The organism is Aminobacter carboxidus, assembly GCF_014863355.1.
Taxonomy (GTDB): Bacteria; Pseudomonadota; Alphaproteobacteria; order Rhizobiales; family Rhizobiaceae; genus Aminobacter; species Aminobacter carboxidus.
This window is the reverse complement of the sequence record NZ_JACZEP010000007.1, coordinates 172,436-198,308: the sequence shown is the minus strand read 5'-3', so window position 1 is coordinate 198,308 and position 25,873 is coordinate 172,436. Positions and strand designations below refer to the sequence as shown.

Sequence of the window (25,873 nt, the reverse complement as noted above, 5' to 3'; positions counted from 1 at the left end):
TCAGCCCCTCGCCGTGTAGCGCAGGGCACGGGCCTGCAAGATGTTGGTGACGGCGAGCATCAGGAAGGCGGTGATCAGCAGCACCGAGGCGATCGCCGCGGCGGCCTGGTAGTCGTATTCCTCGAGCCGTATGAAGGCGAGGAGTGCCGTGATCTCAGTCGACATCGGCTGGTTGCCGGCGATGAAGATGATGGCGCCGAATTCGCCGAGGCTGCGGGCGAAGGAAAGCGAAAGGCCGGCTAGAAGGGCAGGCGTCAGCAACGGCAGGATGACGCGCAGGAAGATCGAGCGGTCGCTGCCGCCAAGCGTCTGCGCTGCCTCCTCAAGTGCGGGGTCGAGGTCTTCGAGCACGGGTTGGACGGTGCGAACGATGAAGGGCAGGCTGGTGAAGGCCATGGCGACCATGATGCCGAGCGGGGTGTAGGCGACCTTGATGCCGGCATGGGCCAGCACCGAGCCGAACCAGCCGTTCTCGGCAAACAGCGTCGTCAGCGCGATGCCGGCGACGGCCGTCGGCAAGGCGAAGGGCAGGTCGACGAGCGCGTCGATGAAGCGGCGGCCGGGGAAGCGATAGCGCACCAGAACCCAGGCCAACGCCATGCCGAAGACGAGATTGAAGACAGTGGCTCCGAGTGCGGAAAGCGCTGTCACGCGGTAGCTGGCGACTGCACGCGGCGAAGAGACGATGCGCCAATAATCCTCGAAACCGAGGCTGGCCGCCTTGAAGACAAGCGCGCCGAGCGGCAGCACGACGATGATCGAGACGTAGACGAGGGTTATCCCCAGTGCCAGGGGAAACCCCGGCAGAATGCGGCGCGCCACTGAAATGCCTTCCCGGATACAACAATGCGGAAAGCCGGCATGGCCGGCTTTCCGATTCTCAACAGCAATGGCTACAGCGCCGCGCGTCCCCTTTGGACGCGCAAAGGACGCTGTAAGATTTTGAGTTGTGCATGATCCTTTTCCGAAAATCGATACCGATTTTCGGGGTTACGCACTGAGGTCAACGCTCGCCGTAAATCTCTTCAAGCAGGCCGCCGGAACCGAAGTGCTCCTTCTGGACCTTGTCCCAACCGCCGAAGACGTCTTCCACGGTGACAAGGCGAACCTCGGGGAACTGGTCCTTGAACTCGGCGGCGATCGCAGGCTCATGGACGCGATTGCCGTGCTGGGCGGCGATGCGCTGGCCTTCAGCCGTGTAGAGGAAGTCGAGATAGGATTTTGCCAGATCGCGCGAGCCGCGCTTGTCGACGACCTTGTCGACGATGGCGACCGGGAATTCGGCGAGCAGGCTGACCGAGGGGATGACGCTCTCGACCTTGTCGGAACCGTATTCCTTGGCGATCGAACGGGTCTCGGCCTCGAAGGTGATCAGCACGTCGCCGATGTTGCGCTCGACGAAGGTGGTGGTGGCAGCGCGGCCACCGGTGTCGAACACCGGCACGTTGTCAAAGAGCTTGGTGACGAACTCCTTCACCTTGGCCTCGTCGCCCTTGAACGCCTCTTTGGCGTAGGCGGTTGCAGCAAGATAGGTGTAGCGGGCATTGCCCGAGGTTTTGGGGTTTGGGAAGATTACCTTGACGTCGTCGCGGACCAGATCGGACCAGTCCTTGATGCCCTTGGGGTTGCCGGCGCGGACGAGGAAGGACGGCAGCGAGTAGAAGGGCGAAGCCTGGTTGGCGAAATCCTTCTTCCAGTCGTCTGATACAAAGCCGTTCTTGACCAGGAATTCGATGTCGGTGACCTGGTTGAAGGTGACGACGTCGGCCTCGAGGCCCTCGACGATGGCGCGCGCCTGCTTGGAGGTGCCGGCATGCGACTGGTCGACCGATAGGCCCGGGTTCTTGGCAAGGAAGGCGGCGTTTTCAGCGGCGAATAACTCACGAGCAACGTCGTAGGACGCGTTGAGCAGCTTGTCGGCGGCGGACGCCTGCAACGGACCGGCGAGGAGCGCGGCGAGGGCGACGCCAACGAGAAGGAAACGTTTCATGGGGGCATTCTCCTGAGACAAGCGGCAAATGGCTAAACTTTGCCGCAAGATAGCCGGGGGCCTGTCTCAGGTGGAGGCAGTGGCGGGTTGCCTCTGCGCTTGTGTGAAGAATTTTCTTCTTTCCTGCAGTCAATTGAAGAAATCGAATTCCTAATTCTAGATTCTAGAAAGGCTGCAGGCGGAATGGCCGACTATTTGTCGGTGACTCCGGCCTCGGCGAAGCTTGCCATCCTGGCGTGGCATTCCAGCGCCGAACGCACAAGATTGACGGCCAGGCAGGCGCCGGATCCTTCACCCAACCGCATGCCCATGTCGAGCAGCGGCGCAAGCTGCAGCGCTTCGAGCAGCTGCCGGTGGCCGGCTTCGGCGGAGACATGGGCCGAGAGCGTGTGCGCCAGGCCTTCGGGGTGGAGTTTCGCCAGTGGCGCTGCTGCTGCCGTGACGACGAAGCCATCGAGCAGGACGGGCACGTTGTGGTGGCGCGCGGCGAGGGTGGCGCCGAGGATGGCGGCGAGTTCGCGGCCGCCAAGATTGGCGGCGACGGCCAGCGGGTCGGCGAGCGTCGCCTGATGACGGGCAAGGCCAGCGTCGATGGCGGCGAACTTGCGGGCAAGCCCGGAATCGTCGACGCCAGTGCCACGCCCGGCCCACTGGCGGCCGTTGCCGCCGAACAGGCCTGCGGCGATGGCAGCAGCCGGGGTGGTGTTGCCGATGCCCATTTCGCCGAAGCAGACGAGGTCGAGATCCGGCGTTACCGCGTCATAACCAGTCGAGACGGCGGCGAGGAAATCGGCCTTATCCATGGCAGCTGTCTGGGTGAAGTCGCCAGTGGGGCGGTCAAGTTCGAGCGGGATGACGGCGAGTTCTGCGCCGGCAAGGCGGGCGAGCTGGTTGATGGCAGCGCCGCCGCCGGCGAAATTGGCGACCATCTGCACCGTCACTTCGGACGGGTAGGCCGACACGCCCTGGGCCGTGACGCCATGGTTGCCGGCAAAGACGACGACCTTGACCTTGTCGAGCCTGGGCATGTCGCGGCCCTGCCAGCGCGCCAGCCAGGCGGCGATGGTTTCGAGCTTACCGAGGCTGCCGCGCGGCTTGGTCAGCGTGTCCTGGCGGCGGGCGACGGCGTCGGCGGCGGCATCGCTTCCGGCCGAAAGATCGAGACAGGCGGCGCGCAATTCATCGAGCGATTTGAAGGCCATGGCTGCGAAAACTCCAAGATTGAATCAAGTCAGGATGGCGGAAGCGGCGAAAAGCAAAATGATTTCGGCGAGCTGCTGGATGGCGCCTATGGTGTCGCCGCTCTGGCCGCCGATCTGGGCGAGGCAGAGTTTTCGAAAGGCGACAAACAGCAGGGCAAGGCAGATGGCGGCGACCACCGCGCCCTTGAGGCCGAGCAGCAACAGGGCCAGCGCGCCGATGGCAAGGGCCGTCAGGACAACGCTGTCGGACAAGGTGCCGACGCCAACCGACAGACCGTCGAGCCGCGCCTGCGGCAGCATCTGCATGAAGATGGGGATCAGTGCGCGCGAGGCTGCGTGGGCGACGACGAGGCCGACAAAAACGGGGCCGGGCGTGGCAAGTGCGTCAATGGCGCCCCAACGCGCAAGGATCGACAGTGCCAACGCACAGGCGCCGTAGGTGCCGATGCGGCTGTCGCGCATGATCTCGAGCTTGCGTTCGCGCGTGCGGCCGCCACCAAAGCCGTCCGCCGTGTCCGACAGGCCGTCTTCATGCAGGCAGCCCGACACCAGCATGCCTGCCGTCAAGGTGAGGGCTGCAGCAAGGCTGGGCGCAAGGCCGAGCAGCGTGGCCACGGCGTAGGCGAGCCATGCCAAGAGCGCCACGACGAGGCCGATCAGCGGAGCCGTCCAGATCGCGTCGGCGAGTGAACGGCCCTTGACCTCGAAATGTGGCAAAGGCAGGCGGGTAAAGAACACCAGGCCGATGCGCAGGTCGTCGAAGATGGTTGCCGGCGTGGTCATCTCAGGCCCTGGCGATCGCGTGGAAGAACGTGCCGGTGACATGGCCGCGCCGGCCGCCGAACGTGCCAAGCGGATTGCCTTGGCCATCGGCGATGTCGCCGAGGGGGGTATCCTCGCCCTTCGTGACGGTCTGGGCGTAATGGAATTCGTGGCCACGGATGGCACTGCCGGCTTCACCCAGCGGGCAAGCAGCAGCAAGGCGCGCCTGACGGTAGCCGAGGTTCATCTTGCGTTTGGCGAAACTGGTGGCGTGGCCAAGCAGGCCGAGCATGGCGTGCGTGACGCCCTCGGCATCCTCGATGGTCTCGCCCAGCACCATGAAGCCACCGCACTCGCCGTGGACCGGCCTGGTTTCGGCGAAACGGCGAGTGCCCGACAGGAAGTTGGAAGCGGCGGCAAGGCGAGCGGGATGCAGCTCGGGATAGCCGCCCGGCAGCCAGCAGACGTCGCAGGAAGCATCGGGGGCCTGGTCGGCGAGCGGCGAGAACGGCACGAGCTCCGCACCCATGGTGCGCCAACGAGCGGCGACATGCGGGTAGAGGAAGGTGAAGGCGGCGTCCCGGGCGAGCGCTATGCGCTGGCCGGGTGGCGGCAGGGCGAAAGACTGGTCGCCCGCCTCGGGCGCCAGCGGTGTCGCAAGCGCGATGATCGCGTCGAGGTCGAGCGAGCGTTCGACCATGTCGGCGAGCCTGTCGATATGGGCGATCAGGTCGGCGTGCTCTTCGGCCTGGACGAGGCCGAGATGGCGTTCGGGGATCGACAAGGTCGGGTCGCGCAGGATGCCGCCGACGACTGGCAGGCCGAGCGCCTCGATGGCGTCACCGGCGAGCTTGCGGTGGCGGTCGCTGCCGAGGCGGTTGAGCACGGCGCCGGCGATGCGGACATCGGCATCGTAGGTGGCGAAACCCTTGGCGATGGCGGCAGCCGTCTGCGACTGGCCGGAAACGTCGAGCACGAGCAATACCGGCAGGCCGTAGAGCCGGGCCAGATCGGCGGCTGCGCCCGAGCGGCCATGCGGCGCCGGGATGCCGTCGAACAGGCCCATCGCGCTTTCGATGATGACAATGTCGGTGTCGGCTGCGGCATCGGCCGCGAGTTGGTTGAGCAGCGAGGGAGCCATCGCCCAGCTGTCTAGATTGACGCCGGGCAGGCCGGTAGCGGCCTTGTGGAAGCCGGGATCGATGTAGTCGGGGCCGGATTTCGCGCCGCGAACGTTCAGGCCACGGCGGGCAAGTGCGCGCAACAGGCCGATGGTGACGCTGGTCTTGCCCGAACCGGAGCGCGGTGCGCCGATAATCAGCCCACGCGCCGTCATTTTTGCCCCAGAAGGTCGGCGCGCAGCGCAACGATGCCGCCGACGACGATGAGGGAAGGCGAAACGACCTTTTCGCGCTCCGCTGTAGTGACCAGCGTGCCGAGGGTGGCGGTGACCGTACGCTCCTCGGGTGTCGAGGCGTTTTCGACGAAGGCGGCCGGCGTATCAGCCGACAGGCCGCCTGCCATCAGTTCGGCCACTGTCTCAGTCATGTGGGTCAGGCCCATATAGATGACGATGGGCTGGCCGGTGCGGGCAAGCGCTGCCCAGTCGGGGCGGTCGTCGCTGACAGCGGCAAAGCCTGTCGCCAGGATGATCGCGCCGTTGACGCCGCGCATGGTGGCCGGAATCCCAGCCGAAGACAGGCCACCGAAGGCCGAGGTGATGCCCGACAGCACACGCCAGGGGATGTTCTCGCGCGTCAGCACCAGCGCTTCCTCGGCCCCGCGGCCGAAGACGAAGGGATGGCCGCCCTTGAGGCGCACGACCTTGCGGCCCTCGCGCGCCAGCTTGACCAGGAGCGCATTGATGTCGCCCTGCGGGATCGACAGCCGGCCGCCGCGCTTGCCGACGAAGAACTTTTCCGCCTGCTCGGCAACGGCAACGATTTCGGGCGAAACCAGTGCGTCATGTACCAGCGCATCGGCCTGGGAAAGCGCTGACAGCACGTCGAGCGTCAGCAGGCCGGGATCGCCGGGGCCGGCGCCGGCCAGCCAGACATGGCCGGGTTGGAGCTCGTGCTGCCTGTAGTTCAGGCGCGAGATGGCCTTTTCGAGACTCATGCGTGTCGCTTTCGCCGATGACGCACTGGCTTTGCCAGCCTATAGATCGCGTCATGAATGAAGAAGATCGTCCGCTCAAGCGCGGCTGGACCACCGGTGCCTGCGCCACCGCCGCCACCAAGGCGGCGAGCTTGGCATTGAAGACGGGAGCGTTTCCCGACCCAGTGGAAATCACCTTGCCGGGCGGTCAGAACGTGGCCTTTGCGCTGGCAAGGAACGAGCGCGACGACGGCTGGGCGATGGCCGGCATCGTCAAGGATGCCGGCGATGATCCAGATGTCACGCATGGCGCGCTGGTGATGAGTACGGTGCGGCCGGGCGCTGCCGGCAGCGGTCTTGTGTTCAAGGCGGGCAAGGGCGTGGGCACGGTGACGCGGCCAGGCCTGCCGATCCCACCGGGGGAAGCTTCGATCAACCCGGTGCCGCGCAAGATGATCGCTGGCGTGGTGGCCGAGGTGCTCGGCGAGGGCGCCGATGTCGAGGTCGAGATTTCCGTCGCAGGCGGCGAGGAGATGGCGCTCAAGACGCTCAACCCGCGTCTCGGCATCCTCGGTGGCGTCTCCATCCTGGGCACGACGGGCATCGTCATTCCCTATTCCTGCTCGGCCTGGATTCACTCGATCCATCGCGGCGTCGACGTGGCGCGGGCGATGGGCTTCGACCATGTCGCGGGCTCGACCGGCAACGCTTCCGAGATGGCTGTGCAGAAACTCCATGGCTTGCACGAGGTGCAGTTGATCGACATGGGCGACTTCGTCGGTGGCATGCTGAAATACATCCGCGCCCACCCGGTGCCCAAGGTGACGATCGCCGGCGGCGTCGCCAAGATGACCAAACTCGCCCAAGGCCTGCTCGACCTGCATTCGAGCCGCGGTTCGGCCGATCTCGACGGCCTGGCTGCGGTTGCGGTCGAGGCTGGGGCGGACGCCGGGCTCGAAGCCCGCATCAAGGGCGCCAACACGGTGGCCGAAGCCTTCATCGAGGCCAACAAGGCCGGCATCGCTATTGGTGACGCTGTCGCAAGCGCTGCCTGGCGCCAGGCGGCCGCGGTGTTCGATAGCCCCGACATCGCGATCGAGATCATCGTCTTCAACCGCGACGGAGCGCTGATGGGGCACGCGCCCTTCGCGCCAAGTCATAGCCCGTCGCGGCCCCTGAAGCGGCGCTGATAATAGGCGTCGTAGAGCGAGCTTTCGCGGAAATCCTCTGCCGCCAGCGACTGGCCGACGAAGACGATGGCGGTGCGCTCGATCGGGTCCTTCGCCAGCTCTGCCGCGATGGTCGACAGCGTGCCCCTGACGATGCGCTCGTCCGGCCAAGAGGCGCGGAACACCACCGCGACCGGGCACTCCGGGCCGTAATGCGGGGTAAGCTCTGCTACAACCTGGTCGATGGCGTGGATGGACAGGTGGACGGCAAGCGTTGCGCCGGTGCGGCCGAAGCCGGCGAGGGTTTCGCCCGGCGGCATCTTCGATGCGCGGCCGGAGGTGCGGGTCAGCACCAGGCTCTGGGCGACTTCGGGAATCGTCAGCTCGCGCTTCAGTGCGGCTGCGGCTGCGGCAAAGGAAGGGACGCCGGGGGTCAGCGTATAGGGGATGCCGTGCTTGTCCAGCCGTCGCATCTGCTCGGCAACGGCGCTCCATATAGACAGATCGCCCGAATGCAGGCGCGCGACGTCGTGGCCAGCCTTGTGGGCAGCGACATATTCGGCCTCGATCTCGTCGAGCGACATCGGGGCGGTGTCGACCAGCCGGGCATCCGAGGGGCAGTACGTCAGGAGTTCCGGCGCGACGATGGAACCGGCATAAAGGCAGACCGGGCAGGAGCCGAGCAGGCGGCTGCCGCGCACGGTGATGAGGTCTGCCGCGCCTGGGCCGGCGCCGATGAAATGAACGGTCAAGCTGTGGCTCCAGAAGTGGCGATGGCGCAGGTGGCGGGGCCGACGATCGTGCGCGGACCGAGCAGGGTGGCATTGGTGCCGGCGGCGGCAAGAGCGGCGGCTTCGGACACCGAGGGTGTGCCGGCGGCTTGCTGCGAGGCCTGCGAATGGCTGAGCGTGCGGGACGCAACGGCGGCCAGTGCCGCATCGTCGACGACGAGCAAGGGCAGGTCGAGCTGGCGGGCGGCGGACAGGATGCCGGGCTCGTCGCGCTTCAACGTTGCGGTGGCCAGCGCCGTCAGTGCGGTGACCGCGAGGCCGTGCGCTTCGAGCGCGGTTTCGATTGCCGAAAGAATGTCTTCGTGCGCCGCGCCTTTGCGGCAGCCAATGCCTGCGACCATCATGGCTTGGCCCAGCTCCACTGCGTGACCGGCATCGCCGGCCGCCAGCCGGTCATCGAGCCAACAGAGGCGGCGCGGGAGACTTGAAGGCGCAGCATTTCGCCGCCGAGCGCTGCATGGCGGGCGAGCAGCAGCGCTTCCATTTCAAGCGTGACGGCGTTGGCGACGAGGCGCCCGCCGGGACGGAGTGCTGCGATCGCCGCGTCGAAAACGCCTGTTTCCGAACCGCCGCCGCCGACGAAGATCACGTCGGGCGTCGGCAGGCCGGCGAGCGCATCAGGTGCCGCGCCGCTGACAACCGTCAAGCCGGGCACGCCGCAGGCATTGGCGTTGCGCGCGATGCGCTCGGCTCGATCGGCATTGTGCTCGATGGCTATGGCGCGCAAAGAGTGGTGGCACAGCATCCATTCTATCGAGATCGAGCCGGAGCCGGCGCCGATGTCCCACAATAGCTCGCCTCGGCGCGGGGCGAGGGTGGACAGTGTGACCGCGCGGATCTCGCGCTTGGTGATCTGGCCGTCATGCTCGAACAGGTCATCGGCGAGACCGGAGACCAGCGGCAGGACCCGAGCCTGCGGACTTGATTCAAGCTCGAGCGCCAGGACGTTGAGCGGATTGATGTTTTCGAGGTCGAAGCTTTCGGCAGTGGCGGTGCGGAGGCGCTCGGATGCGCCGCCGAGCGCTTCGAGTACCGTCAGGCACGAGGCGCCGAAACCGCTGTCGACAACGAGCCTGGCGATGCTGGCGGGAGCCTCGCCATCCGACGTCAGCGCGATGATGCGCGCGCCGGGCTGCAGCAGCGGGCGGATCAGGTCGATGGCGTGGCCGTGTAGCGACACCGTCTCGACGTCTTGCAACGCCCAGCCCAACCGCGAGGCGGCAAGGGAGAAAGCGGACGGGACCGGAAGAACGCGCATTTCCGCCGGCGGCACGACCCGGGCGAGGGTGACGCCGACGCCATGCAAGAAAGGATCGCCCGAGGCGAGTACGCAGACATTTTCGCCACGCAAGGCAACCACCTCGCGCATCTCGCTGTCGAAGGGCGTGGGCCAGGGGCGGGCTGCGCCCCGGACAAGTTCAGCCGCCAGCGCCAGATGACGCTTGCCGCCGAAGACGTGGGCAGCGGCCGATATCGCGCGCTTGGCCTCGTCGCCGAGACCCGCTACACCGTCCTCGCCGATGCCGACGACGGTCAGCCATTTTTGCGTCGGTGCGTTGAACTCAGCAGGCATGATGACCCACCGCATTCTGATTTTGGGCGGCACCACCGAAGCGCGGCAGCTGGCGGCAAAGCTTGCCGCGCGCGGCGATCTCGACATCACGCTGTCGTTGGCCGGCCGAACCGAAAACCCGGTCGAGCAGCCTGTGCCGGTGCGAACTGGTGGCTTCGGTGGCGCGCAGGGGCTGGCCGATTGGCTGGCCGGGCACAAGAGCGACCTTCTGATCGACGCCACACATCCTTATGCGGCGCGCATATCTGCCAATGCGGCGGAGGCGGCGCGGATTTCCGGCGTTCCGATCCTTGCCTTGCGCCGACCCGGCTGGGAGCCGGTCGAAGGCGATCGTTGGACGCTGGTGGACGATGCCGAAGACGCGGTCGCCGCGCTGGGCACTGAGCCGCGCCGCGTGTTCCTGGCACTTGGCCGGCAGGAGGTGGCGGTGTTTGCGGCCGCACCCCATCATGCCTATGTCATCCGCAGCGTCGACCCGATCGAACCGCCGCTCAGTGTGCCCGATGCATCTTATGTCCTGGCGCGCGGGCCGTTTGCCGAAGCGGACGAGCGGGCGCTGCTCGAGGCGCAAAGGATCGACGTCATCGTCGCCAAGAACAGCGGCGGGCAAGCGACCTATGGCAAGATCGCTGCGGCGCGGGAGCTCGGCATCGAGATGATCCTGTTTCGCCGGCCGCAGCTGCCCGACGTGCCGTCCGCACCGAGCGTTGCTGCGCTGGCCGAGATGGTCGATCATTTCGCCGCTCCGCTGGAAAAGCGCGGCGTGTAGACCAGCGGCGGCTTGCCGTCGCGCTCGATCAGGCGCGTTTCCGGCGAGCCGATGACGACGCAGGTCGCCATGTCGGCTTTCTGCGCATCGGCATCACCAAGCAAGACGATTTCGATGCGTTCGTCGGGCCGGCCGGCGGCGCGGCCGAAGATGACCGGCGTTGTCGCTGGCAGCTGGGCACGCAGTGTCTCCAAAGCGCTGCCCAGCTGCCAGGGCCGCGCCTTGCTGATCGGGTTATAGAGCGAGATGACGAAGCCTGCCTGGGCGGCTGCCAAGAGCCGACGCTCGACAAGATCCCACGGCTTCAGATTGTCCGACAGGTTGATGGCGCAGAAATCGTGGCCAAGCGGGGCGCCGACGCGGGCCGCGACGGCGAGCATGGCGGTGACGCCTGGAATGACAGCAAGATCGATGTCGCGCCATTCTTTCGGGCCGGCTTCGATGGCTTCGCAGACGGCAGCAGCCATGGCGAACACGCCGGGATCGCCGCCGGAGACCATGGCGACGCGATGGCCGCTTGCCGCCATTTCAAGGGCCGCGTTGGAGCGCGAGATTTCCTCGCGGTTGTCGGAAGCGACGCGGGTCTGGTCGGGGCGTAGCTCGAGCCTGTCGAGATAAGGCTTGTAGCCGTAGAAGTGGCTCGCCTCTGATACAGCGCGGCTGGCCTCGGGCGTGACCTGGTCAGGATTGCCGGGCCCAAGGCCGATGACGACGAGGCGGCCGCTCACGTTTCCGCTCCCGGCTTGCCGGCCCAGCCGGGCACCAGCACGATGGCGAAATAGGGGGCGATGTCGTCTGATTTGTCGACGAGCTGCATATGCCGCGTCGTCGGCATGGTGCCGCGCTCGACATAGATGGCGCGGCCGAGCTTGCCGGTAGCTTCCAGCGCCTTGCGGATCTTGGGCAGGTTGCGGCCGACCTTCATGATGACCGCAGCATCGGTGTCAGCGAGGCGGCGGGTGAGCTCGAATTCGCTCATCGTGCCCGGCAGCACCGACAGCACATCATCACCCTGGACGATCGGCACGCCCGTTTGCGACCAGCAGCCTGACATGGCGGTAACGCCGGGGATGACCTCGGTCGGGTAAAGATGCGACAGGCGCACATGCAGATGCATGTAGGAGCCGTAGAACAGCGGGTCGCCCTCCGACAGGATCGCAACCGTACGGCCCTGGTCGAGATGGGCGGCCACTGCTTGCGCTGAATCCTCGTAGAAGCCTGTGATGGCAGCTCGGTAGTCGTCGTGATCCTTGTCGATTTCGATCGTGACGGGATAGACGAGCGGCAGCTCGATGACGCCGTCGTGGAAATGCGCGTCGGTGATGGTGCGGGCGTTGCCGTTGGCGCCGCGCTTGGAGAAATGCGCGATCACGTCGGCCTCGGCCAGCGCGCGCACGGCCTTGACGGTCAACAGCTCGGGGTCACCCGGGCCAGTGCCGACACCGATCAAGCGGCCCTTTGCAGCAGCGCTCATACGCCCGGCCTCGCCAGCGAATTGAGGGCTGCCGCCGTCATGGCGCTACCGCCGAGACGGCCACGCACGATGGCATAGGGCACGCCATAGGAGTTTTCGGCCAGCGCATCCTTGGATTCGGCCGCACCGACGAAGCCGACCGGCATGCCTATGATGGCGGCGGGTTTTGGCGCGCCGTCACGCAGCTTTTCCAGCAGGTAGAACAATGCCGTCGGGGCGTTGCCGATGGCGACGACCGAGCCGGCGAGCTTGTCGGCCCATAGGTCGATCGCAGCGGCGGAGCGGGTGTTGCCGATCTCCCTGGCGATCTCTGCCGTGCGCGGGTCGCGCAGCGTGCAGATTACCTCGTTGTCAGCGGGCAGGCGGGCGCGGGTGACGCCGCGCGACACCATCTCCGCATCGCAGAAGATCGGCGCGCCGGCCTGCAGTGCTGTGCGCGCGGCGGAGACGAAATCTTCGGAGAAGACGAAATTCTGTGCAGCCTCGACCAGGCCGCAGGCGTGGATCATGCGCACGGCGACATCGGCCTCATCCTCGGAAAAGCGCGAAAGGTCCGCTTCCGAGCGGATGATGGCGAAGGAGCGCTCGTAGATGGCCGTGCCATCATGGATGTAGTCGTAGGCGGCCATGTTCATTCCTGTGCCAGAGCTTGCGCGAGGCGTTTTGTACCCAGCCTTGCGAGGCAAGCGGCGGCATTTTCGTCCGGCTTGCGCTCTTGGGCGAGCAATTTCGTCAGGCGGCCCATGCCGCGCGCGGCTTCATATCCTGCGGTGTAGGCGGCCGGAAGGCCCTTCGCCGTTCCGCCGACGACAAATACAGCACCCTTTTCGTCACCGACGATGGTCAGCGTCGACGGGCCGGGATGGGCGCAGCCCTTGGCGCAGCCGGAGACGTGGAGCGTGAGCTCCGGGTCGAGGCTTTCGCCGAGGTCTGTCGCGATGTCGGTGGCGACGTCCCGCGCAGCGATCATCCCCGAAGAGCAGGCCGGCGCGCCGGGGCAGGCGGCGATGCGGATGCGGGGATCGGCGGGCGAGGTGATCAGGCTGAGGGACTTGGCGGTGGCGGTGAGCGTGGCGGCGGAGGCGCGGTCGAGCCCAATGACAAGAAGGCTGCGGACGGGCGCAGGGCGGATACCGGTGGCGCCGGCGGCTGTCGCTGCCTGGCAGAAGGCGATCAGGGTTACGGCGTCGAGGCTGCCGAAGGGAAGAGCGATGCCGAGTGCGATTCGGGAATCGGTGAGCGGGAGGATTCCGACGAGGGATGAATCGGTTGGGGTGGAGTGCTCAGACGTCGATTCATCTGCATTGCCGGGACTTTCAACGGCTAATTCGCGATCCTTCGCGCCCCACTCTGTCCTGCCGGACATCTCTGCCGCAAGGGGGGAGATCAGGCTGTCATCGCTGCCTCCGCCCATAGGAGACGCTGCATGATCAGCGCTACCGCCGGAGCTGCCAATCTCGCTACCTGTGGGGGAGATGTCCGGCAGGACAGAGGGGGGCGTGCCGGAGCGAGACGTTTCATATGCTTCAACGACAGCTCTTGTGACCTGCGGGCCAAGGTCACGCGCGCGACCTTGCCGGCCGAGTGCCGCAATTGCCTGGAGAATGTCAAGCGTGACCGCGCATGCGGCGTCGGTATCGAATTCACCGACCAAACGCGCCGAGCTCTCGTCTCCGGCCACCGACAAGCGCCAGCGCTCGGCATCCTTTGCCACCATTCGGACATCGCCGATGATCGCGCCGAGTCCGATCTGGCCACGCCCATCGACGACAACGGACACCTTCGGCCCCAACCGAGGCGCGAGCCCAGCCCGCTCGATCGCTGTCCGGATCGCTGCGGCCAGTGGCGAGGGGTCGGCAATCTCCGTCGGGTCGATGCCGGCGAGCGGGCTCGTGTCGACGGGTACGCCCGTACGCGCCGCGATGCCGAGCGCGTCGATTTCCTCGGCCAGCAGGCAGGCGCTTTCCGCCGTCAGGCCTCTGATCTGGATGCTGCCGCGTGCGGTGACCTCGACAATGCCGTTGCCGTGTCTAGCTGCGGATTCGCAGAGTCCGATCAAGGTGTTGGGCGCGATTTCTCCAGCGAGCGGATTGAGCCGCACCAACAGGCCGTCGCCGGTTTGCATGGGTGCCGACAGCGCCGGGCAGGCGCCGCGGCGGGAGAAGCCGCTCATGCCGGGACCTCCTTCGCCGATGCCTCGTCGATGAGGGCGGCGAGATCGTCGTCGATGGAGTTGCGCAGGGGATGCCACAGCCCACGCCGGCGCGCGGTGGCAAAGCGCTCGGCGATGAATCTTGCCGCCGCAGGGTTCTCGCGCAGCATGAAGGCGCGTACGTCGTCATTGCCGACATAGGCGTCGTGAACGGCCTCGATGAGGGCGCCCGGAATGGCGTTGGTGGTTTCGGCGAAGCCGATCAGGCGGTCGACAGTCTCGGCGAACTCGGATGCGCCGCGCGGGCCGTGGCGCATCTGGCCGGCGATGAAGCGGGCGTTGGTGGCGCGCGCCCGGACGACGCGGCCGACAGCCTCGGTGACCGAGCGCGGGCGCGGCTTGTGCGGGTCCGACGTGTCGAGGACGATGACGTCGGCATTCTTGCCCAGTGTCGCGAGTGCGGCCGTGAAACCGCCGATGAAGGCGACGTCGGCGGAGCCTTCGAGGATGTCGCGGCCGGGGTCGTCGCCGGTGTGGACCAGCAGGTCGGCCTCGGCGATGCGGTCGGCAAAGGCACCGGGCGCGGAGACGCCTTCGCCTTCCGCGCCGCCATAGGCGTGGGAGGCGGCGTCGATATAGGCGCGGCCCAGTTCCTCGCGGGCCTGCCAGTCGCCAGTGGAAAGCAGGTCCTCGAGGCCGGCACCATAGGTGCCGGGCGAGGAACCGAAGATGCGTGGCTCGACCTTGCCGGAAGCACGGGTGGTCGCGGCGAGGGGATTTTCGTGATCGTCCTCGTCGCGGGTGGCGACGGCACGCGCTGCGGCGTCGATCAGCGCGATCTGGGTCGGGAACATGTCGCGGAACAGGCCCGAAATGCGCCAGGTAACGTCGACGCGCGGACGGCCGAGTGCCGCTGGCGGCAGAACTTCGATGCCGGTGACGCGGCCAGTAGCGGCATCCCATTGCGGCCGGCAGCCCATCAGCGCCAGCCCCTGCGCGATCTCCTCGCCGCCGGTACGTAGCGAGGCGCTGCCCCAGAGGTCGATGACCAGCGCACGTGGCCAGTCGCCATGGCCTTGCAGATAGGTGCGCATGATTTCGTCGGATGCTGCCTTGCCGAGGTCGAACGCCGTCGGCGTCGGCATGGTGCGGGGATCTGAGGTGAACAGGTTGCGCCCGGTTGGCAGGACATCGGTGCGGCCACGCGCAGGGGCGCCCGAAGGGCCGGCCTTGACGTGGCGGCCGTCGAGGGCGGCGATCAGGTTTTTACGCTCGGCCTCGGCGCTGGCGCGGCGGGCATCGTCAGGCTCATCGGCCTCGGCGCGGCCATAGACATGCAGGCCGTCCTTGATGGCGAAATCCTTGAGGTCGCAGAGCCAGGCGTCGATGCGGCGAAGAGCCTCGTCTGGAGCGTCAGTTTTGGCAACGCCGGCCTCGGTGGCAAGGCCGGTCTGGGCAGCGGTCTCGACGATGAGCTTTGCCAGCCGGTCACGACGACGGCGGTCGAGCCCGTCGGCCTGGGCGTACTCGTCGACCAGCCGCTCGAGCTTGTGATGGTTCTCGTCCAGGCCTGCGGCGGCGAGCGGCGGCGGCAGATGGCCGAGCGTGACAGCGGAGATCCGGCGTTTGGCCTGGGCCGCCTCGCCGGGATTGGAGACGATGAAGGGATAGACCACCGGCAGCGAACCGGTGACGATTTCGGGGAAGCAGGTCTGGCTCAGCGCAACCGTCTTGCCCGGCAGCCATTCGAGCGTGCCATGCGCCCCGACATGGACGATGGCATGGACGCCGAGCGATTTCTGCAGCCACAGGCCGAAGGCCAGCAGCGCGTGGCGCGGCGGCAGCGTCGGGTCGTGATAGTCGGCGCGGCGATCGGCAGATCGGCCTCGGTCGGGAGCAAGGGCGACGGTGATGTTGCCGAAGGTTGCGGCGCGGAAAGGGAAGGATTGCGTGCCGCGAGCAGCATCGGGCGCTCCCCACGCTGCCTGGACCGCGTTCCTTGCCTCCGTCGGTAGGGTTGTGGCAAGCGCGACATAGTCCTCAAGCGCCAGCCCGTGCCCGCCTGTCTCGATCAGGTCGAGCAGCGCGCGCGGCGATTCGGGAATCGATTCAACGCCGTAGCCGGCGCCCTTGAGGTCGTGCAGCATGGCGAGCACGCTGTTGGGCACGTCGAGGCCGACGGCGTAGCCGGTGCGGCCGGGCGCGCTGGGGTAGTCGGGAATGAGGATAACGAGCTTGCGGGCTTTGGGCGGCGTCTGGCGCAGCCTGAGATGGGCGGCGATGCGACGGGCGACCTGCTCGACGCGATCGGGCTCGGGCCGGTTGGCAAAGGCGCGGAAACCGAGGGCCGGATCGACCTCGCTTTCGGCCTTGAAGGAGATGGCGCCGGCGAGGATGCGGCCGTCGAGCTCTGGCATCACCACGTGCATGGCGAGGTCGGCGGGTGCCAGGCCACGCGGGCTGCCTTCCCAGGCTTCGCGGCGGGTGGTGGCGACGATGACCTGGAAGACGGGAACGCCAGCGCGGTCGAACAGCGTTTCCGCGCCCGGTTCGGCGCCTGCGGCGAAGGCGGTGGCGGTGACGATGGCTGCGGGATTCATCTGGGCCAGGGCTGCCTCAACGAGGGCAAGCGAGTCCTTGTCCTTGAGGCTGGAGACGAAGATGGGGGCAGGGCACAGGCCTTGTGCCTTCAGCGCTTCGACCAGCGCGTCGATGGGCGCGACGTCGGCGGCGAGAAGCATCGAGCGGTAGAAGAGGATGGGGACCAGCGGGATATTTTCAGGGGGGTGTGAAGGATCGCAGTCCCCTGACTGCTCACAAAAGGCCCTTACGTCGCTGAGAATGCCCCGCTCAGGATCATAAAACCCCGCCTTCGGCACCACCACCGGCGCGATGGCCGCCGCATTGGCACCGGCTAGTCCAGCCAGCCGGGCGACCAGCGCCTTCATGTTCTCGGGGCCGCCCTCGCGGAAGTAGCCGAGCAGGGCGTCGAGTTCAACGCGGGGCAGCGTCGAGGCTTCGATCAGCCGCAAATCCTCATCATGGCTTTCGCCCGGCAGCAACGCCAGAGCGATACCCTTTTCGCGCGCCGCCGACGCCAGTTGGTCGCAGCCATAGCGCCACCAGTCGTAGCCGCCGAGGATGCGAACGAGAATGACCTTGGCGTGGGTCGCGACGCTGTCGATCCACAGATCGACCGACATCGGATGGCGGAGGTCGCGCAGGCTGGCTAGCCGCATCGATGGCAGGTTTTCCGCGTCCGCCTTCCAGGCGTTGGCAAGGCCGGCAAGGTCGCTGTCGGTGAAGGACAGCGCCACCACATCCGCAGGCTTCTGCCTGAGGTCGACGGGCTCGATCAGGTCATCGAGCGAGGCGGATGTGGTGGTGAGGATGTGCATCCAGGCTGTCCGGTTCAGCCAACCAGTATGCGCTCGATTGCCGGGCGGTCGAGACCCTTGAGGCCGATGACGACGAGGCGCGAACGGCGGTCGTCCGCAGCGGTCCATGCGCGGTCGTAATAGTGGTTGACGCGAGGGCCGACAGCCTGGACGAGCAGACGCATTGGCTTGCCACCGACGTCGACGAAGCCTTTCACGCGCAACACGTTTTCTTCCTCGGCGGCCGTTGCGACGCGCTTTGCCAGTTCGTCCGGATTGGCGATCGACGGGATCTCGATGACGAAGGTGTCGAAGTCGTCGTGCTCGTGGTCGAATGCGCCGTCATGGTGGGTCTTGCGGTTTTCGATGTCGTCCTCGACAGCGAGGCCGAGGCCGAGCAGCACCGACGGGTCGACCTTGCCGTGCGCCGACGGCACGATCTTGACGGCGCGCGCCAGGTGTTCGCGGACAATGGCGGTGGCGCGGGCATGGCCGGCCTCATCAAGCAGGTCGGACTTGGACAGGATGATGAGGTCGGCGCAGGCGACCTGATCCTCGAACACTTCCTCGACCGGGTCGTCATGGTCGAGCGAATCATCTGCGCTGCGCTGGGCGGCAAGCGCCTCCATGTCGGAAGCGACCTTGCCGGCGGCAAGGGCGGGGCCGTCGACCACGGCGATCACGCCGTCGACAGTCACGCGGCTCTTGACGCTCGGCCATTGGAACGCCTGGACCAGCGGCTTCGGTAGAGCGAGCCCGGAAGTCTCGATCAGGATGTGGTCGACCTTGGGCGTGAGCGACAGAATCTGATCGAGGGCTGGGACAAAATCGTCGGCAACGGTGCAGCAGATGCAGCCATTGGCCAGTTCGACGATGTTTTCTTCCGGGCAGGCGTCAACGCCGCAGCCCTTGAGGATCTCGCCGTCGATGCCGACATCGCCGAACTCGTTGACGATGATGGCAAGGCGCTTGCCCTTGGAATTTTCGAGAATGTTGCGGAGCAAGGTGGTCTTGCCGGCGCCGAGAAAGCCGGTGACGACGGTGCAGGGAACGCGTTCGACGGAGGCGGTCATTTGTCTTCCTTGATGAGTGCAAGTGGTGGGATGCGCGCGACGAGGCCGCGCTTGAGACTGTCGGGGCGGCCTCGCCAGGGGACGAGGCCGTCAGTCGAGGTGGCGAAGAGCCTGGCGCCGGTGACGAGGTCTTCGCCCGACGACGTGTTGAGATCGCCGAATACATAACTCCACGAACCGTCGCGGATCAGCGCGGCACTCAGGCGGCGCTTGCAGTTGCCGAGGCACTCGACGCTGTGCACGGCGATATCGCCGTTGGCGGCGAGGCGGGTGTTCTCGGCAAGCTGGGCGCCGGCGCGCGGATGGGCGTCCGAACCGGTTTCGTCGCGGCAGGAAGAGCAAACGAGGATTGTCACGTCGCAGGCAAGCACGCCCGAGGCATCGCAGGATGCGTCGGATGATGCGACCGTAAGGTTGTCGTCGAAGTCCAAATCCAGGCTCCTTGCCCGGGGCACCCGCCAGGCGATCGGATCAATGTCTGCGACGGTAGGTCTCCTGGCTTGCGGATCGTCGCCTTCGCCCGCCTTCCCGGGGAAATCCCCAGTGGTCTTCGGGCTTGGCTCTTCGCTCACAGTTGCGGGGACAGCCGCGGATTTGACGCCAACGGCGCGCACCGCATTCCCTCTTAGCCTCCGCCATTGCGGGCGGAGGACCGTCTGTGGGCGATTTAGGCTTTCGCGAGGGGTGGAGTCAACGTGATGGAGCGACCCGCAATGTCGCTCAGATCAGGCCCGAGGTCGCCGGCAGGCGTCACCTCTATGCGTTCGAGGCCGAGCCAGTCGCGCATCTGCTTCAACTCTTCATAGAGTTCGGCTGCGGTTTCAGGCGGCGCGCAAGGCTCGGCATAGGCGGCGTGGACACGCAATACACCCGCTGGCCGGTCGGCTTTCAGGTCGATGCGGGCGACGATGCGCTCGCCGAGCAGGAAAGGCAGGACATAGTAGCCATACTGGCGCTTCTCCGCCGGGGTGTAGATCTCGATGCGATAGCGGAAGTCGAACAGTTGCTCGGCGCGGGTGCGCTCGAACACCAGCGGGTCGAAAGGCGCGAGCAGGGCGCGTGCGTGCACCTTGCGCGGGATTCGCGCCTCGGCGTGAAGATAGGCCTGCCGGTTCCAACCTTCGACGCGGACCGGAATCAGTTCTCCCGTCTCGACCAGCTCTTCGAGGCGGCCCTTGATGTCGGCAGGCGACAGGCGGAAGTAGTCGCGCAGGCAGTTGGCGGTGGCCACGCCATGGGCGCGGGCGGAAATGCGTAGCAATTCGCGATGCGCATCGGCCGGAGCCGGGACGGGAAGGGCGTGGATGTCGGAAGGCAGGACGCGTTCGGGCAGATCATAGAGGCGTTCGAAGCCGCGGCGCGAATGGGTGGTAATGCGGCCCGCCCAGAACAGCCATTCGAAGGCATGCTTCTCCTGGCTCCAGCCCCACCAGCCGCCGGAACCCTTGGCGCCCTCGATGTCGGAAGCGGCGATCGGTCCGCGGTCGACCACATGGCGGAATATCTCTTCAATATAGGGCCTGTTGGCACGTCCGAACTTGGCAAGCCCGCCATACATCCCGTCCTCGGCCCGCGCCATGCGCCAGCGCATCAGCGGGTAGGTTTCGAGCGGCAGCAGCGAAGCCTCGTGCGCCCAGTATTCGAACAGCATCCGTTTCTTCGGCTGCATGGCATCGTCGAGCAGCGCCATGGGGTAGGGGCCGAGCCGCGAATAGAGTGGCATGTAGTGAGCGCGCACGACGGCGCTGACCGAGTCGATCTGGAGCAGGCCGATGCGGCCGAGCACGCGCTGCAAGTGACGTCGCGTGATCGCGCCCGTGGGGCGCGCGTCGGCAAATCCCTGGGCCGCCAATGCGATGCGGCGGGCGGTGGCGAGTGAGAGTTTTTCCTTCATTGCGGCAAGCTATCGCAGTCCCTCCAGGTGTGACGCAAGGGCACGAGAATCGGTCTTTGCTGCAAATGCTAGCAGAACCGCGGTTCCGGTCTTGTCAGGAGTGTAAAGTTGAGTAAAAGGCGAAGGAAATCAAACACGAGCCACACGCGCAGGATTTTGGTCCAGCAGTGGGCTTTGCCACGTTTTGGCCAAGGTTGGACTTGCTTCGACCGACCGGCTGCGCTAACCGTCGCCGCATTGCAGCACGACCGTTTCGTCCGGCTCGGCGAGAATCTGTCGCGCTTCCGGAAACGGACCCCGTGCTGTAAATCTGGGTGGATAGGCCACCAACGGAATTCGCAGCATGAACGCTCTCCTGAGTTCGTATCTGCCCATCGTCATTTTTATCGGTGTGGCGCTTATTGTCGGCATTGCGCTTATCGTGGCGCCTTTCCTTGTCGCCTACCGCAATCCGGATCCGGAAAAGCTTTCAGCCTATGAGTGCGGCTTCAACTCGTTTGACGACGCCCGCATGAAGTTCGACATCCGCTTCTATCTGGTCTCCATCCTGTTCATCATCTTTGATCTCGAAGTGGCGTTCCTGTTCCCCTGGGCGGTGTCCTTCGGCGAGATCGGCATGCTCGGCTTCTGGTCGATGATGATCTTCCTGGCCGTGCTGACCATCGGCTTTGTCTATGAGTGGAAAAAGGGAGCGCTGGAATGGGATTGAACGACGCCTCCGGCACCCTGGTCGCACCGAAGCCGAAAGGCATCATCGATCCGAACACCGGCAAGCTCATCGGTTCCGACGACGCCTTCTTCGGCGATCTGAACAGTGAGTTGTCCGACAAGGGTTTCCTCGTCACCTCGTCGGAAGCGCTGATCACCTGGGCGCGCACCGGCTCGCTGATGTGGATGACCTTCGGTCTGGCCTGCTGCGCCGTCGAGATGATGCACATCTCGATGCCGCGCTATGACGCCGAACGCTTCGGCATCGCGCCGCGCGCTTCACCACGCCAGTCCGACGTGATGATCGTCGCCGGCACGCTGACCAACAAGATGGCGCCCGCGCTGCGCAAGGTCTACGACCAGATGCCGGAGCCGCGCTACGTCATCTCGATGGGCTCTTGCGCCAATGGTGGCGGCTACTACCACTATTCCTATTCGGTGGTACGCGGCTGCGATCGCGTCGTGCCTGTCGACATCTACGTGCCCGGCTGTCCTCCGACCGCCGAAGCACTTCTCTACGGCATCCTTCTTCTGCAGAAGAAGATCCGCCGCACCGGCACGATCGAGCGGTGATCCCAGATGAGTGAAGCCCTGAACGACCTCGCCGCGTATATTGCGGAAAAGCTCGATGCGGACATCGAAGAAAGCGTCGTCGCCTATGGCGAACTGACGCTGACGGTGAAGGCTGCCGATATCGTCGATGTGATGACCTTCCTGCGCAGCGACGTGCAGTGCCAGTTCATCTCGTTCATCGATGCCGCCGGCGTCGACTATCCGCAGCGCCGCAAGCGCTTCGACGTCGTCTATCACCTGATGTCGCCGCGCCAGAACCTGCGGATTCGCGTCAAGGTCAGCACTGACGAGGACACGCCGGTTCCGTCGATCACCTCGGTCTATCCCGGTGCCGACTGGTTCGAGCGCGAGGCCTATGACATGTATGGCATCCTGTTTTCGGGCCATCCCGACCTGCGCCGCCTTCTGACGGATTACGGCTTCGAAGGGCATCCGCTGCGCAAGGACTTCCCGCTCACCGGCTTCGTCGAAGTTCGCTACGACGACGAGCAGAAGCGCGTCGTCTACGAGCCGGTCGAGCTCAAGCAGGAATTCCGCAATTTCGACTTTTTGTCTCCCTGGGAAGGCACCGATTACGTGCTGCCGGGCGACGAAAAAGCCAAGACGAATTGAGGCGCCGAAATGGCTGAAACCTCCGTCCGCAACTTCAACATCAACTTCGGCCCGCAACATCCGGCGGCGCACGGCGTTTTGCGCCTGGTGCTCGAGCTCGACGGCGAAGTCGTCGACCGCGTCGATCCGCATATCGGTCTGCTGCACCGCGGCACCGAAAAGCTGATCGAGCAGAAGACCTATCTGCAAGCCGTGCCCTATTTCGACCGGCTCGACTATGTCGCGCCGATGAACCAGGAACATGCGTTTGCGCTTGCCGTCGAGCGTCTGCTCGGCCTCGAAGTGCCGAAGCGCGGTCAGATCATCCGCGTGCTGTTCTCCGAGATCGGCCGCATCCTGTCGCATCTGCTCAACGTCACGACGCAGGCGATGGACGTTGGCGCGCTGACCCCGCCGCTGTGGGGCTTCGAAGAGCGCGAAAAGCTGATGGTGTTTTATGAGCGTGCCTGCGGTGCGCGCATGCACGCCGCCTATTTCCGGCCGGGCGGCGTCCACCAGGACCTGCCGCAGAAGCTGGTCGAAGACATTGGCAAGTGGATCGATCCGTTCCTGCAGACGGTGAAGAACCTCGACGACCTGCTCACCCCCAACCGCATCTTCAAGCAGCGTAACGTCGACATCGGCGTGGTCTCGCTCGACGACGCCTGGGCCTGGGGTTTCTCGGGCGTGATGGTGCGCGGTTCGGGCGCTGCCTGGGACCTGCGCAAGAGCCAGCCCTACGAGTGCTATTCCGAAATGGAATTCGACATTCCGATCGGCAAGAACGGCGACTGCTACGACCGCTACCTGATCCGCATGGAAGAGATGCGCCAGTCGGCGAGCATCATGCGCCAGTGCGTCGACCTGCTGCTCGGCAAGGAAAGTGTCGGTCCTGTCTCGAACATGGACGGCAAGGTGGTTCCGCCGAAGCGCCAGGCGATGAAGCGTTCGATGGAATCCTTGATCCATCACTTCAAGCTCTACACCGAAGGCTACCGTGTGCCGGCCGGCGAGGTTTATGCGGCCGTCGAAGCGCCCAAGGGCGAATTCGGCGTCTTCCTCGTCTCCGACGGCACCAACAAGCCATACCGCTGCAAGCTGCGCGCGCCAGGTTTCGCCCATCTCCAAGCGATGGATTTCCTGTGCCGCGGCCACATGCTGGCGGATATCTCAGCCGTTCTCGGCTCCCTCGACATCGTGTTTGGTGAGGTCGACCGCTAAATGTCAGTCCGCCGTCTCGCAGAAGCCAGCGTCCAGCCAGCGTCATTCGCCTTCAACAAGGCGATGACCGCGCAGGCGAAAACCTGGATCAAGAAGTACCCCAAGGGCCGCGAACAGTCGGCCGTCATCCCGCTGCTGATGCTGGCGCAGGAACAGGACGGCTGGGTGACGAAGGCGGCAATCGAACATGTCGCCGACATGCTTGATATGCCTTACATCCGCGCGCTCGAAGTCGCGACTTTCTACACCCAGTTCCAGCTCAAGCCGGTCGGCACGCGCGCCCATGTTCAGGTGTGCGGCACCACGCCCTGCATGCTGCGCGGCTCGGAAGAGCTGATGGACGTGTGCCGCTCGAAGATCCATCACGACCAGTTCCACACCAACGAGGCGGGCACGCTGTCGTGGGAAGAGGTCGAGTGCCTTGGCGCCTGCGTCAATGCACCGATGGTCATGATCTTCAAGGACACCTACGAGGACCTGACGCCGGAGCGTCTGGCCGAGATCATCGATCAGTTCGATGCCGGCAAGGGCGACAAGGTCAAGACCGGCCCGCAGACTGGCCGCGTGTTCGCTGCGCCGCTGACCGGCTTCACTTCGCTCAAGGAAGAGAAGGGCGTGCTCAAGACGACCCGCGACAAGGAAGCCAAGGCCGCCTCCAAGGCTGCCAAGGCAGCTGTCGTCGAGGCAGTCGTGCCGCCGTCCAACGCCGCCAAGCCCAAGACCGACGCGATAGAGACCAGCCCGGCCGTGAATACGCCGTCGAAGGTCAAGGCAGCGCCCGCCGCCGAAAAAGCAGCGAGCGTCGCTGCTCCCAAGGCTGCAGCAGTGGCCAAGCCGTCGCTCGAAGACAAGAATCGTCCGGCCGGCATCGCCAAGCCGGCTGCCGTCGACGACCTCAAGCTGATCTCGGGCGTCGGCCCGAAGATCGAGGGCACGCTGCACGAACTCGGCATCTTCACCTTCGGCCAGGTCGCTTCCTGGAAGAAGGCCGAGCGCGAGTGGGTCGACGGTTACCTGAATTTCAAGGGCCGCATCGAGCGCGACGACTGGGTCAAGCAGGCCAAGGCGCTCGCCAAGGGTGGCGTGGCTGAATACATCCGCGTCTTCGGCAAGAAGCCGGTCTGAGGAGCAAGAACATGCTTGAAGACAAGGACCGCATCTTCACCAACATCTATGGCCGCTTCGACCAGTCGCTGGCCGGTGCGATGTCGCGTGGCGCCTGGGACGGCACTGCCGGCATCATCGAGAAGGGTCGCGAGTGGATCATCAACGAGATGAAGGCGTCGGGCCTGCGCGGCCGCGGCGGCGCCGGCTTCCCGACGGGTCTCAAGTGGTCGTTCATGCCCAAGAGCAACCCGGATGGCCGTCCGTCCTATCTCGTCGTCAATGCCGATGAGTCCGAACCGGGCACCTGCAAGGATCGTGATATCCTGCGCCATGACCCGCACACGCTGGTCGAGGGCTGCCTGCTCGCCGGTTTCGCCATGGGTGCCGTTGCCGCCTACATTTATGTGCGCGGCGAGTTCATCCGTGAGCGCGAAGCGCTGCAGCGCGCCATCGACGAGGCTTATGATGCCAAGCTGATCGGCAAGAACAACAAGAACGGCTACGACTTCGAGATCTACGTCCATCACGGTGCCGGCGCCTATATCTGCGGCGAAGAAACCGCGCTGCTCGAAAGCCTGGAAGGCAAGAAGGGCCAGCCGCGCCTCAAGCCGCCGTTCCCGGCCAATGTCGGCCTCTATGGCTGCCCGACGACGGTCAACAACGTCGAGTCGATCGCTGTCGCGCCGACCATCTTGCGTCGTGGGGCCGCCTGGTTCTCCGGCATCGGCCGCCCGAACAATGTCGGCACCAAGCTGTTCATGCTGGTTGGCCATGTGAATACGCCTTGCACGGTCGAAGAGGCCATGGGCATCACCTTCCGCGAGCTGGTCGAAAAGCACGGCGGCGGTATCCGCGGCGGCTGGGACAACCTCTTGGCTGTCATTCCCGGCGGCGCGTCCTGCCCGGTCGTCAAGGCCGAGGACATCATCGACTGCCCGATGGACTTCGATGGCCTGCGCGAGCGCAAGTCGTCCTTCGGCACGGCTGCCGTGATCGTCATGGACAAGTCGACCGACATCGTGAAGGCGATCGCGCGCCTCAGCTACTTCTTCAAGCACGAGAGCTGCGGCCAGTGCACGCCGTGCCGCGAAGGCACCGGCTGGATGTGGCGCGTCATGGAACGCCTGGTGCGCGGCGAAGCGCACAAGCGCGAGATCGACATGCTGCTCGACGTCACCAAGCAGGTGGAAGGCCACACGATCTGCGCGCTGGGCGATGCGGCCGCATGGCCGATCCAGGGCCTGATCCGCAACTTCCGCCCCGAAATCGAGCGGCGGATCGACGAGTTCTCGCGCAATTCGCACCGCGCCGAGCCGGTGCTGGTGGCGGCTGAATAAGGGTTTAAGTCAG

The 25,873-nt window shown here is 65.6% G+C and carries 25 protein-coding genes and 1 riboswitch; of the genes, 8 read left to right on the top strand and 17 right to left on the bottom strand.

Going from position 1 to position 25,873, the window contains the following annotated elements; genetic code table 11:
- The 6 genes from cysT to cobA all read right to left on the bottom strand — a co-directional run bounded on the left by cysT (position 1) and on the right by cobA (position 6,072).
- Positions 1-822, bottom strand: a complete 822-nt coding sequence (gene cysT, locus IHE39_RS21335) for a sulfate ABC transporter permease subunit CysT (protein WP_192567880.1) — start codon at positions 820-822, stop codon at positions 1-3.
- A 181-nt stretch (positions 823-1,003) separates the two neighbouring features.
- Complete coding sequence (gene cysP / locus IHE39_RS21330) at positions 1,004-1,990, bottom strand: thiosulfate ABC transporter substrate-binding protein CysP (protein WP_184767223.1); 987 nt, start codon at positions 1,988-1,990, stop codon at positions 1,004-1,006.
- A 191-nt stretch (positions 1,991-2,181) separates the two neighbouring features.
- On the bottom strand, positions 2,182-3,192 hold the full coding sequence (gene cobT / locus IHE39_RS21325; protein ID WP_184767224.1) for a nicotinate-nucleotide--dimethylbenzimidazole phosphoribosyltransferase: 1,011 nt from the start codon (positions 3,190-3,192) through the stop codon (positions 2,182-2,184).
- Between the two features lie 24 nt (positions 3,193-3,216).
- Positions 3,217-3,975 (bottom strand): adenosylcobinamide-GDP ribazoletransferase, encoded by a 759-nt coding sequence (locus IHE39_RS21320; RefSeq protein WP_192567879.1) that lies wholly within the window; start codon positions 3,973-3,975, stop codon positions 3,217-3,219.
- A gap of 1 nt (position 3,976) precedes the next feature.
- Positions 3,977-5,290 (bottom strand): cobyrinic acid a,c-diamide synthase CobB, encoded by a 1,314-nt coding sequence (locus IHE39_RS21315; protein ID WP_192567878.1) that lies wholly within the window; start codon positions 5,288-5,290, stop codon positions 3,977-3,979.
- Positions 5,287-6,072: a uroporphyrinogen-III C-methyltransferase gene (gene cobA / locus IHE39_RS21310; protein ID WP_192567877.1), complete on the bottom strand. Its 786-nt coding sequence runs from the start codon at positions 6,070-6,072 to the stop codon at positions 5,287-5,289. The genes IHE39_RS21315 and cobA overlap by 4 nt, the downstream gene beginning before the upstream one ends.
- Before the next feature lie 53 nt (positions 6,073-6,125).
- Here cobA and IHE39_RS21305 point away from each other — a divergent pair, with 53 nt between their 5' ends.
- Positions 6,126-7,241 carry a cobalt-precorrin-5B (C(1))-methyltransferase gene (locus IHE39_RS21305; protein ID WP_246485592.1) on the top strand — a complete coding sequence of 372 codons (1,116 nt, stop codon included), beginning with the start codon at positions 6,126-6,128 and terminating at the stop codon, positions 7,239-7,241.
- On the opposite strand, the gene cobM is transcribed toward IHE39_RS21305, so the two are convergent.
- The 3 genes from cobM to cbiE are packed head-to-tail and all read right to left on the bottom strand — an operon-like array spanning position 7,208 to position 9,584.
- Positions 7,208-7,972, bottom strand: a complete 765-nt coding sequence (cobM, locus tag IHE39_RS21300; protein WP_184767228.1) for a precorrin-4 C(11)-methyltransferase — start codon at positions 7,970-7,972, stop codon at positions 7,208-7,210. The genes IHE39_RS21305 and cobM overlap by 34 nt on opposite strands.
- Positions 7,969-8,355 carry a cobalamin biosynthesis protein gene (locus tag IHE39_RS21295; RefSeq protein ID WP_184767229.1) on the bottom strand — a complete coding sequence of 129 codons (387 nt, stop codon included), beginning with the start codon at positions 8,353-8,355 and terminating at the stop codon, positions 7,969-7,971. Before IHE39_RS21295 ends, cobM begins: the two co-directional genes overlap by 4 nt.
- Positions 8,352-9,584, bottom strand: a complete 1,233-nt coding sequence (gene cbiE, locus IHE39_RS21290) for a precorrin-6y C5,15-methyltransferase (decarboxylating) subunit CbiE (RefSeq protein ID WP_192567876.1) — start codon at positions 9,582-9,584, stop codon at positions 8,352-8,354. The genes IHE39_RS21295 and cbiE overlap by 4 nt, the downstream gene beginning before the upstream one ends.
- A gap of 1 nt (position 9,585) precedes the next feature.
- On the opposite strand from cbiE, the gene IHE39_RS21285 reads away from it, so the two are divergent.
- On the top strand, positions 9,586-10,353 hold the full coding sequence (locus IHE39_RS21285; RefSeq protein WP_184767231.1) for a cobalt-precorrin-6A reductase: 768 nt from the start codon (positions 9,586-9,588) through the stop codon (positions 10,351-10,353).
- Here the strand turns inward: IHE39_RS21285 and IHE39_RS21280 are convergent.
- The 8 genes from IHE39_RS21280 to IHE39_RS21245 form a co-directional block, all read right to left on the bottom strand.
- Complete coding sequence (locus tag IHE39_RS21280) at positions 10,317-11,081, bottom strand: precorrin-3B C(17)-methyltransferase (protein WP_192567875.1); 765 nt, start codon at positions 11,079-11,081, stop codon at positions 10,317-10,319. The genes IHE39_RS21285 and IHE39_RS21280 overlap by 37 nt on opposite strands.
- The gene (locus IHE39_RS21275; RefSeq protein WP_192567874.1) at positions 11,078-11,827 is read right to left on the bottom strand and encodes a precorrin-2 C(20)-methyltransferase; all 750 of its coding nucleotides are present in this window, start codon (positions 11,825-11,827) and stop codon (positions 11,078-11,080) included. Before IHE39_RS21275 ends, IHE39_RS21280 begins: the two co-directional genes overlap by 4 nt.
- On the bottom strand, positions 11,824-12,456 hold the full coding sequence (locus tag IHE39_RS21270) for a precorrin-8X methylmutase (protein ID WP_184767234.1): 633 nt from the start codon (positions 12,454-12,456) through the stop codon (positions 11,824-11,826). Before IHE39_RS21270 ends, IHE39_RS21275 begins: the two co-directional genes overlap by 4 nt.
- 2 nt (positions 12,457-12,458) lie before the next feature.
- Positions 12,459-14,000: a precorrin-3B synthase gene (cobG, locus tag IHE39_RS21265; RefSeq protein ID WP_192567873.1), complete on the bottom strand. Its 1,542-nt coding sequence runs from the start codon at positions 13,998-14,000 to the stop codon at positions 12,459-12,461.
- The gene (gene cobN, locus IHE39_RS21260; protein WP_192567872.1) at positions 13,997-17,377 is read right to left on the bottom strand and encodes a cobaltochelatase subunit CobN; all 3,381 of its coding nucleotides are present in this window, start codon (positions 17,375-17,377) and stop codon (positions 13,997-13,999) included. The genes cobG and cobN overlap by 4 nt, the downstream gene beginning before the upstream one ends.
- Before the next feature lie 14 nt (positions 17,378-17,391).
- Positions 17,392-18,429 (bottom strand): cobalamin biosynthesis protein CobW, encoded by a 1,038-nt coding sequence (gene cobW, locus IHE39_RS21255; protein ID WP_192567871.1) that lies wholly within the window; start codon positions 18,427-18,429, stop codon positions 17,392-17,394.
- Entirely contained in the window at positions 18,426-18,800 is a 375-nt protein-coding gene (locus IHE39_RS21250) for a DUF1636 family protein (RefSeq protein ID WP_184767858.1), read from the bottom strand. The genes cobW and IHE39_RS21250 overlap by 4 nt, the downstream gene beginning before the upstream one ends.
- Positions 18,801-18,897: 97 nt before the next feature.
- A riboswitch (cobalamin riboswitch) is annotated at positions 18,898-19,101 on the bottom strand.
- Positions 19,097-20,323, bottom strand: a complete 1,227-nt coding sequence (locus IHE39_RS21245) for a winged helix-turn-helix domain-containing protein (RefSeq protein WP_192567870.1) — start codon at positions 20,321-20,323, stop codon at positions 19,097-19,099. Its footprint overlaps the riboswitch before it by 5 nt.
- Before the next feature lie 343 nt (positions 20,324-20,666).
- Here IHE39_RS21245 and IHE39_RS21240 point away from each other — a divergent pair, with 343 nt between their 5' ends.
- The 6 genes from IHE39_RS21240 to nuoF are packed head-to-tail and all read left to right on the top strand — an operon-like array spanning position 20,667 to position 25,860.
- Positions 20,667-21,032 (top strand): NADH-quinone oxidoreductase subunit A, encoded by a 366-nt coding sequence (locus IHE39_RS21240; RefSeq protein WP_115731525.1) that lies wholly within the window; start codon positions 20,667-20,669, stop codon positions 21,030-21,032.
- Positions 21,023-21,604: a NuoB/complex I 20 kDa subunit family protein gene (locus IHE39_RS21235; protein ID WP_192567869.1), complete on the top strand. Its 582-nt coding sequence runs from the start codon at positions 21,023-21,025 to the stop codon at positions 21,602-21,604. The genes IHE39_RS21240 and IHE39_RS21235 overlap by 10 nt, the downstream gene beginning before the upstream one ends.
- A gap of 6 nt (positions 21,605-21,610) precedes the next feature.
- Positions 21,611-22,216: an NADH-quinone oxidoreductase subunit C gene (locus tag IHE39_RS21230; protein ID WP_184767240.1), complete on the top strand. Its 606-nt coding sequence runs from the start codon at positions 21,611-21,613 to the stop codon at positions 22,214-22,216.
- Positions 22,217-22,225: 9 nt separating this feature from the next.
- On the top strand, positions 22,226-23,416 hold the full coding sequence (locus IHE39_RS21225) for an NADH-quinone oxidoreductase subunit D (protein ID WP_184767241.1): 1,191 nt from the start codon (positions 22,226-22,228) through the stop codon (positions 23,414-23,416).
- Complete coding sequence (locus tag IHE39_RS21220; protein WP_184767242.1) at positions 23,417-24,541, top strand: NADH-quinone oxidoreductase subunit E; 1,125 nt, start codon at positions 23,417-23,419, stop codon at positions 24,539-24,541.
- 11 nt (positions 24,542-24,552) lie between these two features.
- Positions 24,553-25,860, top strand: coding sequence for an NADH-quinone oxidoreductase subunit NuoF (gene nuoF / locus IHE39_RS21215; RefSeq protein WP_192567868.1), 1,308 nt, complete (start codon positions 24,553-24,555; stop codon positions 25,858-25,860).
- Positions 25,861-25,873: the final 13 nt, after the last annotated feature.